The 13,413-nt window shown below is 61.7% G+C and carries 4 protein-coding genes and 1 pseudogene; all 5 read right to left on the minus strand.

The window, feature by feature from the left end; genetic code table 11:
• Positions 1–112: 112 nt before the first annotated feature.
• Positions 113–535 carry a hypothetical protein gene (locus IV454_RS00005; protein WP_206089671.1) on the minus strand — a complete coding sequence of 141 codons (423 nt, stop codon included), beginning with the start codon at positions 533–535 and terminating at the stop codon, positions 113–115.
• The gene (locus tag IV454_RS00010; RefSeq protein ID WP_206089672.1) at positions 532–897 is read right to left on the minus strand and encodes a hypothetical protein; all 366 of its coding nucleotides are present in this window, start codon (positions 895–897) and stop codon (positions 532–534) included. Before IV454_RS00010 ends, IV454_RS00005 begins: the two co-directional genes overlap by 4 nt.
• Before the next feature lie 418 nt (positions 898–1,315).
• Positions 1,316–2,920: pseudogene (gene ahpF / locus IV454_RS00015) on the minus strand (alkyl hydroperoxide reductase subunit F).
• 108 nt (positions 2,921–3,028) lie between these two features.
• Positions 3,029–3,592: an alkyl hydroperoxide reductase subunit C gene (gene ahpC, locus IV454_RS00020; protein ID WP_054264024.1), complete on the minus strand. Its 564-nt coding sequence runs from the start codon at positions 3,590–3,592 to the stop codon at positions 3,029–3,031.
• 297 nt (positions 3,593–3,889) lie between these two features.
• On the minus strand, positions 3,890–13,252 hold the full coding sequence (locus IV454_RS33260; RefSeq protein WP_206089643.1) for a putative Ig domain-containing protein: 9,363 nt from the start codon (positions 13,250–13,252) through the stop codon (positions 3,890–3,892).
• Positions 13,253–13,413: the final 161 nt, after the last annotated feature.

Here is a 13,413-nt window from a genome sequence, read left to right on the forward strand (position 1 = left end):
GGACGCTGTGCGCGGGAATGGATGCAAAAACGGAGACTGCTCTGGGGTAGAATTCATGTGGGCAAGGTGGCGTTTTGTTGACAGGGTAGGTTTCTAGATAACTCCCATTCTATCAATCACTTACGGCATTCTTGCCCTTTTTTATGCAAAATTCAGGATAGAAAAGCGCGCTGCACGCTGTCGCTGCTGCCTTCGCCGACGATCTGGCCCAGGTTATTGATGTCGAAGGCCATGCTGCCGGCTTCCTTGCCGCCCAGGGTGCGAGGTCGCTCATCACACCGTTGACATACAGGAAGGCGTGCGGGATTGCGTGCCCGGACGGAAACTCCTCCTTGCTGCCGGCGTCGCCCACGACGGCGCCGCGGTCGTTGATCGCGTAACCCGTGCTGTACAGCCCGCCCAGGGTACCCAGGTCGGTCATCACCTCTCCGCTGTACAGGAAGGCGTGGTAGGGATGCTCGGGACCGCTGTCGCTGCTGACCGAGGACAGCCCGGTGACCTGGCCGGTATTGTTGACATCCAGCGCGCGGCTCATGTCGCATTGGGCAAGGTGCCGATGTTGCGCATCACCCCGCCGGACATCAGGAATGCCCGCTCCAGGTCCTGTTCGGCCGGGTTGGCGGTGCTGGCGCTGCCGACGATGTCGCCCCGATGATTCACGCCGTAACCGCTACTGTAGGTGCCGCCCAAGGTGCCGAGATCGCGCATGCTGCCGTTGCCGTAGCTGAACGCGCGCTCCTGGCCGGCGCGGTTGGTCGAGGTGCCCACCACCATGCCGCCGTCATTGAGCGCGTTGGGGATGGTGTCGCCGCCGAAGGAACCCAGGTCCAGCGGCATGGCGCCGGTGTTGAGGAAGCCGCGCATCGTACCGCTGCTGTCGGTATAGGCGCCGAGCACGTGACCCTCAGGTTGATGTCGCGCGCGCTGCTGCCGGCGACGCCGACCGTGGTGACGGTGTAGCGCGTCGCCGCCGGGGCTGCCAGCGGCAGCGCGAGGGCGGCAATCAGGACCAGTCTGTTGCAATGCCGGGGGACGGACATGAAAGACTCCTTGACGGAAATCGGATGGGTTCGGCGAACATGAACCCGGCCCGGGCAGTGCGGCGTGGCGCGCGCATGGCCCGTTTCAAGAATAGGCCGGTGAGTGCGCGCGCGTCTGCGCCACATCAGGCGACGGCGGCACGCACACGCCGTCCCGATTGCGGAAAAGCCGGTGCGGCAGGCGGTTGCATTTCCTGAACCAAAGTTCACGGGCGAAAAAAAACCGCCCGGTTTCCAGCCGGGCGGTTTTTTTGCGAAGCGACGGGTTGCTGAGATCAGGCCGCCAGCGCTACTTCCTCTTCGTTGGCAACATTACTCACCACCGGTTGGCGAATCAGGTAGTCGAACGCACTGAGCGCGGCTTTCGACCCTTCGCCCGCGGCGACCACGATCTGCTTGTACGGCACCGTGGTCACGTCGCCGGCGGCAAAACACACCCGGCAGGCTGGTGTGGCATTTGGCATCGACAACGATCTCGCCGTACTTGCTCAGTTCCAAAGTCCCTTTCAGGAATTCGGTATTCGGCACCAGGCCGATCTGCACGAACACGCCTTCCAGCGCCACGTGGTGATCGGCTCCGGTGGCACGGTCCTTGTAAGCCATGCCGTTCACTTTCTGGCCGTCACCGGTAATCTCGGTGGTCTGGGCATTGACGTGGATGGTGACGTTCGACAGGCTCTTGAGCTTGTTGACCAGGACCGCATCGGCTTTCAGCGAATCGGCGAACTCGACCAGGGTCACGTGCTGGACGATGCCGGCCAGGTCGATGGCCGCTTCCACGCCGGAGTTGCCGCCGCCAATCACGGCCACGCGCTTACCTTTGAACAAGGGGCCGTCGCAGTGCGGGCAGTAGGCCACGCCCTTGTTTCTTGTACTCGGCTTCGCCGGGCACGTTGACGTTGCGCCAGCGCGCGCCGGTCGAGACGATCACGCTGCGGGCCTTGAGCACGCCGCCGTTTTGCATGTGCACCTCGACCAGGCCGCCCGGGGTGGCGGCGGGAACGATGCGCTCGGCCCGCTGCAGGTTCATGATGTCGACTTCATAGTGCCGCACCTGCGCTTCGAGGGCGGCGGCGAATGTGGGGCCGTCCGTTTCCAGCACCGAGATGTAGTTCTCGATGGCCATGGTGTCGTTGACCTGGCCGCCGAAGCGCTCCGCCGCCACGCCGACACGGATGCCTTTGCGTGCCGCGTACACCGCTGCCGCCGCGCCGGCCGGGCCGCCGCCGACGATCAGCATGTCGAAGGCGGACTTGTGATTGAGTTTCTTGGCTTCACGTTCAGCCGAATTCACGTCGAGCTTGGCGACGAGTTCTTCCACGGTCATATGACCGGAGGTAAACATGGTGTCGTTCTTGAAGACCATCGGGACCGCCATCACCTGGCGCGTTTCGACTTCCGATGGGAACAGGCCGCCATCGATGATCACGGTGCGGATCCTCGGATTGAAGACCGCCATCAGGGTCGCTGCCTGCACCACGTCCGGGCAATTGTGGCAGGACAGGGACATATACACGTCGAAATCGATTGCTTCGTCGAGCGCCTTGATGGCCTCGATCACTTCGGGTTCCACTTTCGGCGGATGGGCCGCCGGTCCACAGCAGGGCGAGCACCAGGGAGGTGAATTCATGGCCGAGCGGAATGGCGGCGAAGCGCACGCCGTGGGTTTCGCCTTCGCGGGCGATCACGAACGAAGGCTTGCGGCTATCGGTGCCCGACTCGTCGACACTGACTTTATCGGACAGGCTGCTGATCTCGGCCAGCAGTTCACGCAGTTCGGCACTTTTTTCGCTGTGATCGAGCGTTGCGATGAGACGAATCGGCGCGCGCAGGTTCTGCAAATAGCCTTGCAACTGGGTTTTGAGGGTCGTGTCAAGCATGTTCATATCCGTAAGAAAGTGCCTTGAATTAAAACCGGGAACCGTCGGGCGGGTTCCCGGTGCAGGAAAGGCAGCGCAAGGCGCCGCGCCCTTCCTGTTTGCTGCGATTTAGATCTTGCCGACCAGGTCCAAGGATGGGGTCAGGGTCTTGGCGCCTTCGTTCCACTTGGCAGGGCATACCTGGCCTGGGTTGGCGGCGACGAACTGGGCAGCCTTGAGCTTGCGCAGGGTTTCCTTGACGTCGCGGGCGATGGCGTTGTCATGGATTTCCAGGGTCTTGATGACGCCTTCCGGATTGATGATGAAGGTGCCGCGCAGTGCCAGGCCTTCTTCTTCGATGTGCACGCCGAAAGCGCGGGTCAGGGTGTGGGTCGGATCGCCAACCAGCGGGAACTTGGCCTGGCCGACGGCAGGCGAGGTTTCATGCCAGACTTTGTGCGAGAAGTGGGTGTCGGTGGTGACGATGTAGACTTCCGCGTTGGCTTTCTGGAATTCGGCGTAGTTCTGGGCCGCATCTTCGACTTCGGTCGGGCAGTTGAAGGTGAATGCGGCAGGCATGAAAATGACGACCGACCACTTGCCCTTCATCGACTCGTTCGAGACTTCAACAAATTTACCGTTGTGGAAAGCTTGGGTTTTGAAAACCGGAATTTGCGTATTGATCAGCGACATGGGTATCCTCGTAGGTGAATTTTGTGGGTTAAGAAAAACTATCGAATGAGAAGCTCTCATTGGTTATTATGATACGACAAGATGAGTCGAGCGCCTCATTGTTTGTATTAATGAGGGTCATTGGGAATTTTGTTTGGCAGGGGCCAGCGAGCGGGTCGAATTGACCGGTTTCCCCGCAGTTGAGGGCGCGGTTCGACGTCAGCGTTCGTTTCCGGATCGAAAAAAAGCCGCCCGGTGCGATCCGGGCGGCTTGTGGAGATGATGGAGCGGGTACGCGACCCGCTCCTGAGCAGTCAGTTACACAAGCTGTGGCGACAGGTCGCGCAATGCCGAACCCGCCTGCAATGGTTGCGCAGTGACACCGAACGCCGGACTCGACAACAAAGCGCCGGCCGGCAGCATCGACATCGATGACAGATTGCCGGTCCTGGCGTACTGGTAGGCAAGGTCGCCGCCCAGTGCCGCCGTGTCGCTGCCGCTCAGGTAAAAACTGAGCAAGGAGGACGACAGGGCCCAGCTCGTCAATGCCGGATTGGCAGTGCGGGCAGCATCAAACGCCCCGGCCAGACCGTCAAAGTTGAACTGCTCGACTTTCTTGTTGTTGAGCTTGCTGGCCGACGCGGCGTCATAGTCGCTGCCGCCTTCAATCACCACCTGCAGATTGGCGACGCTGCGATTGGCAGGCGCCGCGTACCAGTCCTTGAAGGTGATCTGTTCGGCCGCGCCCGTCACCAGCACCAGGTCGTTTGCGGTTTTCTTGAACAGCAAATCCGCGTACAGCACGCCCTTGCCCAGGGAAACGGTATTGTCCTTGCCGGTGCTGGCATTGACCACATCCTGCCCATCCCCGCGGTTGAAAGCGATGATATCGGCCCCGTCGCCAGTGAGGATCACATCGTTGCCGGCACCGCCGATCAGCATCTCCCTGCCAACGCCGGCGGTGAGTGTGTCGTTGCCGGCGCCACCATCGAGCAGATTATTGCCGAGGGTATCGGTGAGCGTATCGAGCCCGGCACCGCCCTGAAGCAGGTCGTCGCCCGCGTCCCCGTTCAGCACATTGTTGGCACCATTGCCGACGAGCAGGTTGTTGAGCGCGTTACCGGTGCCGCTAATCCCGTTCACGCCCGTCAGGAACAGCGCTTCGATATTCGCGCTCAGGGTGCTGCTCACGCCGGACTTGACGGTATCGATGCCTTCGTTCGCCAGTTCGACCACGGTATCGCTGGCATTGTCGACGATATAGGTGTCATTCCCGGCGCCGCCGCTGAGTGCGTCTGCCCCGCTGCCACCATCGAGCACGTTGTTGTTAGCATTTCCCTTGATCACGTTGTTGCCGGCATTGCCCTTGCCATCGACCGCCAAGCTACCGGTCAGGGTCAGGTTGTCGAGGTAGGGGCCCAAGTCGTAATTCAAGCCCGTCTGCACGGTATCGACGCCGACGTAATTGCCCTCGTTGACGATATCGCCAACGTTGTCCACGATGTAGAGATCGTTTCCGGAGCCACCGTTGAGGATATCGGCGCCGCTACCACCGTCGAGCGTGTTGTCGCCCGAGTTACCGGTCAGTACATTGTTCAATGCGTTGCCGGTGGCGTTGAGCGGCGCCGTGCCGGTCAGGGTCAGGGCCTCGATGTTGTTGCCCAGGACCGTGCTCACACTCGACTTGACCGTGTCATTGCCTTCGTTGGCGGCTTCCACCGCCACGTCGGCCGCCAGGTCGAACACGTACACATCGTCGCCCGCGCCGCCGGTCATGGTGTCGGTACCGAGGCCGCCATCCATGGTGTCGTTGCCGCCGCCGCCGTTCAGCTTATCGTTGCCGTCCAGGCCATTGAGGATATCGTTACCCGCACCACCGTTCAACTGGTCGGCGCCGGCGGTCCCGGTCAAGGTGAGGTTTTTCACGCTGACGACGAGATCGAAGACATCGCTGGCGCTCAGATTGCCGCTATCCCGCGCGCTCACTTTCACGCTGAAGGTTCCGGCAGCCGGCGGGGTGCCGCCAAATGCCCGGGTAGTGGCATTGAACGACAGCCAGGCCGGCAAAGCCGTGCCGTCGGCCATGGTGGCGCTGTAACTGAGCACCGTTCCCGCATCCGGATCGGTGAATGCGCCAGCCGGCACCACGTAACTGAATGCGGTGCCCAAGGCGTTGGACTGGTCCGCCAGCGCGGCGGCCAGCACCGGCGTGCGGTTGGCCGGGCTGACCACCAGCGGCAGGTCGATGTAGCCTCGCCCGCCACGGTTGTCGGTCCCCCACAGCTTGACGGGAACCGAGCCCACATCGGCGACGGTCGGCGTGCCGCTGAAGGTACGCGAGGCCACATCGAACTTCAGCCAGGCCGGCAATGGCACGTCATTGGCCAACGACGCGCTGTAGACGAAGGTATCCAAAGGATCCGGGTCGACCAGGGTATTGGCTGCCAGGGCGAAGCTCAGCGGTTTACCGACCTCCGCCTTGAACGGCGCCACGCTCACCGGGCCGCGTACCGGCACCTTGTTGGCGCTGGAGATATCGACCAGGCTCTGGATTTTTGCCTGGTCCCATACCACACCGCCGGCAAACTCGACCCGCTCGATCTTGTTGTTCACGATGGCGCCGTCCTTGGTCACGTCGGCGGCGAAGTACTTGGAGAAAGTCACTTGATCCGTGGTCCCGCGGAGCAGCAGGAGCAGGTTTTCGCCGCTGCGCTGCACCCAGATGTCGCCCTCCGCGATGTCTTTGCCGAAACGCAGGGTATCGACCGCGCTGGCCACATCGTCATTGAGGATGACGTCCTTGCCATCGCCACGTTCGACGACATACACGTCATTGCCCGCCCCGCCGGACAAGGTATCGTCGCCGCCAGCGCCGAACAGCTGATCATTGCCTTCCAGGCCATTGAGCGTGTTATTCAGGGCATTGCCCTTGATGATGTTGTTGAGCGCATTGCCGAAGCGCGAGAGCGCGGCACCGGTCAAGGTCAGGTTCTCGACGCTGCCGGACAGCAGGTTTGGGGAGCTGATGCTTGTTTCAACCGTGTCGTTACCGCTGTCGTCTGAAATCCAGTCGTCGATGCTGTCGACGACATAGGTATCGTCGCCATCGCCGCCGTAGAAATCGTCGCGGCCGCCGGCACCGTCGAGGCGGTTATTCCCCGCATTACCCCGGATTTTATTGTTGGCAGCATTGCCGGTGGCATCGATGTTTTCGGTCCCCGTCAATTCCAGCGCTTCCACGTTGACGGGCAAGGTAAGACTCAGGCTTGACGTGATCGTATCGTTACCGCCGTCAGGCAGTTCGACGATGTTATCGAGCACGCTGTCGACCACATAGCGGTCATCGCCGGCACCGCCGGCCATGGTATCGGCTCCCGCGCCGCCATCGATGGTCTGGGCCCCCGCCCCCGCGCTGAGTTGATTATTGAGGTTATTACCTGTCAGGATTCCTGCCACCTCGCCGTTAAACACAAGGTTGTCGACATTGGCCGGCAGTGTGTACTTCGGCAACGCGGTGCGCACCGTATCGATGCCCTCGTTCACGTTTTCGACAACGGTATCGTCGTCGTGGTTGATCAGGTAGGTATCATCGCCGGCGCCGCCTTCCAGGGTGTCGCGCCCTAAGCCGCTTTCGAGTTCATCGTTGCCGCCGAGGCCCCTGACGATGTCGTTGCCGGCGCCGCCTTTCAAGGTATCGTTGCCGGCAGTGCCAGTAATAATGCTGTCCGGCGCGACCACAATATCGAAGACATCCGAGGCTGACTTGCCGCCAAGATCGGTTCCGGTGACTTTCACGCTCAAGGTCCCGGCGGCGGCGGACATGCCGCTGAACTCACGCGCAACCGGATCGAAGGTCAACCATGTGGGCAGCACGGCGCCCGTGCTCAAGGTGGCGCTGTATGCGACCACGTCGCCCTGATCCGCGTCGGCAAACACGTCACCGAGGCTGAACCGGATGGACGTTCCTTGCGACGTGAGCTGATCGGCTACGGGCGACGCTACCGTCGGCGCGACGCTTACCGCGCCGACATGGATGTTGATTGATATGCCGGCCTTTGCGCCGTAAAGATCCGTGGCATAAAAGTAGACCGAGGACACGCCCTGGTCGTTCGCGCCGGGCGTACCCCACATCTTCATGGTGAGCGGATCGAAGTGCAGCCATGCGGGCACGGCAGGATAGCCAGGCAAGGCCTCAATGCTGTAGGACAGGGCGTCACCCACATCGACTTCCAGATGCCAGTCCAGAGGCATCACCGTGTTGAAAGTACTGTTGACGTTACCGTAAAAATCGCCCCCCGTCTGCCTTATATACGGTTGCGTGTTGGAGTGTGGAACCGCCATCTGGTCGACGGCAGCCGTATTCCAGCTGCTGCCGTCGGCAAATTGCACCTGTTCGATCTTTCCGGTGCGTACTCCATTCACTTCCCGGAAATAATCTTCAACGAACAAGGTATCGCCAGAGCTGCTGATGATGAGCACCAGCCTGTCTTTCCAGCGCTCGACGAGCACATCGCTGGCCAGCACGTCGTCTGCGAAGCGGATGGTGTCGATCTTTCCGGGCGCCGTGTCGCCGGTGACGATCACATCCGGACCGTCACCGTGGCCGAACTTGAAGATATCGTTGCCGGCGCCGCCCACCATGCGGTCGCGCCCGGCGCCGCCGTCGAGCACATCGTCGCCAACGCCGCCATCGAGCGTGTCATTGCCTGCTCCGCCGGACAGGGTGTCATTGCCCTGCAGGCCGAGCAAGCTATCCTGGCCCTTGCGGCCGCTGATGACATCGTTGCCCGCAGTGCCTTCCAGCTTGTCGTCCAGGTCGGTGCCCTTGAGTACCTGCTGCAAGACCATGGGCGTGGTCCACAAGGTGCCGTCGGCAAAGGCGATCTGCTCGACCGCCAGATTCAGGTCGGTCCTCGTGCTGAAATAGCTCCAGATGGTGACCGCGTCACCACTGTTGCCGAAATTGAGGCGCAAGGTGGCGCCATCGCGCACGGCCTCGACATCGGCCGGCATCAGACCGGCACCGAATTCCAGCCGGTCCACATCCGGCACAGTGACGACCGGACTGACATCGGAGATCGTATCCTTGCCGTCGCCCTTGTTGAAGCGGTAGGTGTCCGCACCGGTACCGCCGATAAGGTCATCGCTGCCGGTGCCGCCGGCCAGGGTATCGTTGCCCGCGCCAGCGTCGAGCCGGTCGTTGCCGGCCCCGCCGTCGAGCATGTCGTTGGTGTCGGACCCGTACAGCTTGTCGTTACCGGCGGAGCCCACCAGCAAGAATGGAAGAATCTGGGCCAAAGTCCAGCTTGTACCATCGGCGAACTTGATGAACTCGACCTGCGACAGCGCAAGCTCGTCGGCCTTGAAGTAGTTCAGCACGCGCAAGCTGTCGCCGCTGGCAGGCAGGCTCAGTATAAGGTCGTTGTCGGCGCGGGTCGGCTTGACGTCGCCCACCGCAACGCCAGGCAGGAACTCGATGGTGTCGATGCCAGCCTGCAATGGCAAGTCTTGGTTGTCGATGGTGTCGTTGCCGTAGCCCTTGCCGAAGACATAAGTATCGGCACCGCCGCCACCCTTGAGCAAATCGTTACCGGCGCCGCCATCGAGGCGGTCGTTGCCGAAGGAGCCGAGCAAGGTGTCATTGCCGCCCAGACCCTTGAGGCTATCGTGGCCCCAGCCGCCCTCTTTCACATCGGCCGCATCGGTGCCGGAGTAGACCTGATTCGGGTCGATGGTGATCGGAAGCACAGCAGATACGCTTGCGCCGTTGATGTCGCTTGCCTTGACCAGCACATCGTACTTTCCCACTGCCGGCGGGCGGCCGGAAAACGTGCGGGTGGCGGCATCGAATGTGAGCCATGCCGGCAGCGCGCTGCCATCGGGCGACGTGGCGGCGTAGGACAGGGTATCGCCCCGGTCGCTGTCGGTGAAACTCCCCTGCGGCACCGTAAACTGCCACACATCGTTGGCGGCACCACCTGGCACCTGCGTCCAGGCGCCGAACGTTGGCGCCCGATTGTCGACATCGAGTTTCATCAAGGTCTGGGCGCTCAGGCCATGCACGTCGGTGGCGGTGATGGCAAGCACCAGGTGTTCGAGCGTGCTCGGTGTACCGCTCAGTACGCCCGTCTTGGGATTAAAGCTCAACCAGGATGGCAGGCTGCCGCCTTTTTCCAAGGTCACCTTGTAGGTCAGCGCATCACCGTCGGGATCCGTGAATACATTAGCGGGAACGTTGTAGGTCAACGGCGTGCCGCGCGACGCCTTCGCATCGACCGGGACAGCGTTCAATACGGGCTTACGATTGGCTGCGCCGATATTCATAGCAATGCCGATACCGGCACCGGCGCCATAATTGTCCATCGCTACGACGATCAGCACTAACTTGCCGACGCTGGCGTCGTCGGGCACGCCGGACACCGTACGGGTCGCAGCGTCAAATTTGACCCAGGCAGGCGCCGGCAGGCCGCCCTCCAGCTGGATGCTGTAATGGAGCTTGTCGTCCGCATCCGGATCGGTCAGATTGGCCGCAGCGAGCGTGTAGCTGAACGGGTCGCCAGCGCGCGCGCTAAGAAATGGGACGCCAGGACCGGCAACCGGGGCTTGGTTATTCGCCTGGCGCAGCAGGATGGCGTCGATCTTTGCCGGGTTCCAGACAACGCCGTTCGCGAATTCGATGCGATCGAGCTTGCGGTCGGATGTGACCGTGCCGTCGACCTTGTTCGCCGCGAAGTAGTCGAGGATATTGACCTGTTCGCTCGAACCGCTGATCCGCAGCGACAGGATATCGCCATCACGGTAAGCGACGATATCGCGCTCGGACACATTGGCGCCGAAGCGCAGGATGTCGACGGCCGGCGCACGCGCGGGATCGGCGCTGTCGGACAAGACATCGGTGTTCTCGATCGTATCCTTGCCATCGCCGCGGTCGAATACATAGACGTCGTTGCCGCCGCCGCCGACCAGGTAATCGTCGCCTGCCGCACCGGTGAGAACATTGGCTGCGCCATTGCCGAACAGCCCATTGCTGGCGCTGTTGCCGGTGGCATCGATCGCATTGATTCCCGTCAGCCTGATGGCGTCGAGGTGCGCGCCAAGGGTATAGCTGATGCTTGCTTCGACATCGTTGGTGCCCGGCTCGTCGGCGCGGGCGTCGCCGGGCGCCGGCAGCGTCGCTCCGCGCGCACCGGTGCCGGCGCCGGCCTTCTGGCGCCCCTCCTCGACAATGATATCGCCATCGCTGTCGATGACGTAGATGTCGTTGCCGGCGCCGCCAACCATGTAGTCGGCGCCGCCGCCGCCGTTGAGCGTGTCATTGCCTGCGCCGCCAAACAACGTATCGTTACCAAGGCCCGCGGCGAGCATATCGTCGCCGGCGCCGCCATCGAGATAGTCGTCTCCCTGGAAGGCTGCGGGAACGAATTCATCGTCATCGCCGATCAGGCGATCATTGCCCGCGCCGCCGAGCAGGCGGTCGCCGCCGCCGCCGCCGACCAGCTGGTCGTCGCCGTCGCCGCCGTCGAGAAAGTCGTTGCCGCTAAATTCTTGGTTGAAACTCTTGATGTTCTCGTCACCCCACAGCTTGTCGTTGCCGGTGCCGCCATACAACTGGTCATCCTTGCCGCCACCGACCAGGATATCGTCGCCGGCTCCGCCATCGAGCACGTCGCGCCCCCAATACAAGGCATCGTCACCGGGCGAGAGGGTAGAGGCCGACATGTCGCCCCACAGCGTATCCTTGCCCGCGCCACCATACAAGGTATCGTCCTTGCCTTCGCCGTACAGCCAATCATCGCCCTCTTCGCCGTCGAGATAGTCGTTGCCCTGGTACTGGAAAGGAATGTAGTCCGGGTCGCTCGTCGGGCCGCCTCCGGTGTCGCCAAACAGAACGTCATTGCCGATACCGCCGTACAGCACGTCGCTCGATCCCTGGCCGACCAAGCGATCGTTGCCAGCGCCGCCGTCCAGGAAGTCGGCACCATGGTGCTCAGGTGCCTGGTAAATCAGCAGTTGCGGGTCTGCATGATATCCATCCCCGAAGAGATGGTCGTCGTCGCCGCCGCCCTCAATATCGTCGTTGCCCGACAAGCCCCAGAGCACGTCACTTCCGGCTCCACCGAGGAGTTGGTCATCACCGTGACTTCCGATGATACGGTCGTCGCCCTCGCCACCGTCAACAAAATCATTGTCTGCATAGTAAGATGAATCCACACCATCCCATATATTGCTGCCTTTTCCACTATCGTAGACACCCCAGGCCGCGCCGGCGGCGATGGCTGTCTTGCCAGCGGGGGGGGTCCACATCTGGTCCGGAGACAGACGCCGCTGTCCATTGGAAGGCGAAGCGCTGCTGATATAGTCATTGCCTTTGCCGCCGAGGATGTGATCGTTGCCCTGACTGCCGGCGATCATGTCGTCTCCGTCACCGCCATCGATCATATCGTCGCCTTCGCCGCCATCGATCAGATCGTTGCCTCCCAGGCCAAAAATCTTGTTTTTGACGCCTCCCCCCATTAGAACGTCGGAAAAATTTGCCTCGGCGACGCCACCGACCAGGGTGCCATCGGCCAGGAATGTCACTGCGGACCAGTTATACAAGTCGGCACTGGTCTTTCCCGCAGGAGCGTGCTGATCTCCGATAATGGTAAAGGTGGACTTTCCGGTGTCTTTCAGACTGAGCGCAATGGTATTGGTGCTCGCGACGCCGCCCGGGCCGTTGTGGCTGGCCTTCAGCGTTCCCGGCACATCGCCTTCAAAATCACCGCGCTGGACCAGCGCGAAAACGACTTCGGTCTGACCTTCGCTGAGCGCGATGACGGCGCCTTCGGCGGCGACCAGGGCACCGTCAACCATCACCATCAGTTTTCCGCTGACGCCGGACAGCGACAGCGTGACCGTCTCGTGCGCGCCGGCTGCCGCGCTCAAGGACATGGTGAAGGTGGCGGCGCCGCCTTCGCTGATGGTCGCCAGCTGCGCCGCCAGGCTCGATTCGACAAAGCCGGGTTCGTTATACACGTTTTTCCCCGGCCCGATTTTCAGGGCGACTTTCGACTGGCTCTCGAGCTTGATACCAAGATATCCCTCGCTGCTCAATGCCTTCGCCAGGTCGAAATTGTCGATCGTGACCGCGTTGCTGCTGTCGAGTCCCTTGGTCATGATCATGCGCTTGCCCGTGACACTGGACGAGGCGTCGTACACCGCCATGCCAACGTACTCGCCGGAGGCCAATTGGGCGACCCATTGGTTGCGCTTGCCGACGCCTTTTCCATCCGTAATCACGCTACCGGCGATTTCGATTTTTCCCACACCGTCACTGTCGACGATGGTGTCGTTCCCAAACGCGGCGCCAAAGCTGTAGGTATCGCGGCCACTGCCGCCGCGCAGCCAGTCGCTGCCTGTACCGCCGTCAAGCTTGTCGTCGCCGGCCCCGCCCTCGATGTAATCGTTGCCGCCGCCGCCGCCGAGCGTATCGTCGCCGTCGTCGCCGTAGATCTCGTCGTACTTGTCGCCGCCTGTCAGCACGTTGCCGTATTCACCGCCAAACAGGATCTGGCGTCGTCCCGCGTCGCCGGAATCGGGACTTCCGGAGCGCAAGGTGGTATCGGTGACGGTATCGTAGAACATCAGATTCGGGTAGGGCGCAATCCCGGTCACGTCGGACTTATTCCTCTCAATCATCATTTTCAGCATCAAGGACCTGCTGGAAAGATACAAGTCGCTGAAATTCAATGCGCCCAAGCGCTCGTTCTGCTCAAAATCCGACTGATCGCTGGCAATTTTTCCTGTTAGTTCTACATGCTTCGCGGCGATGATAGCCAGCGCATCCAGATTATCCGGCGTAA

The organism is Massilia antarctica (assembly GCF_015689335.1).
Classification (GTDB): domain Bacteria; phylum Pseudomonadota; class Gammaproteobacteria; order Burkholderiales; family Burkholderiaceae_D; genus Telluria_A; species Telluria_A antarctica.

Coding starts and splice junctions, on each gene's coding strand:
- IV454_RS00005 (WP_206089671.1), bottom strand. CDS start 535: ATGAGCCGCGCGCTGGATGTCAACAATACCGGCCAGGTCACCGGGCTG.
- IV454_RS33260 (WP_206089643.1), bottom strand. CDS start 13,252: ATGATGATTGAGAGGAATAAGTCCGACGTGACCGGGATTGCGCCCTAC.
- ahpC (WP_054264024.1), bottom strand. CDS start 3,592: ATGTCGCTGATCAATACGCAAATTCCGGTTTTCAAAACCCAAGCTTTC.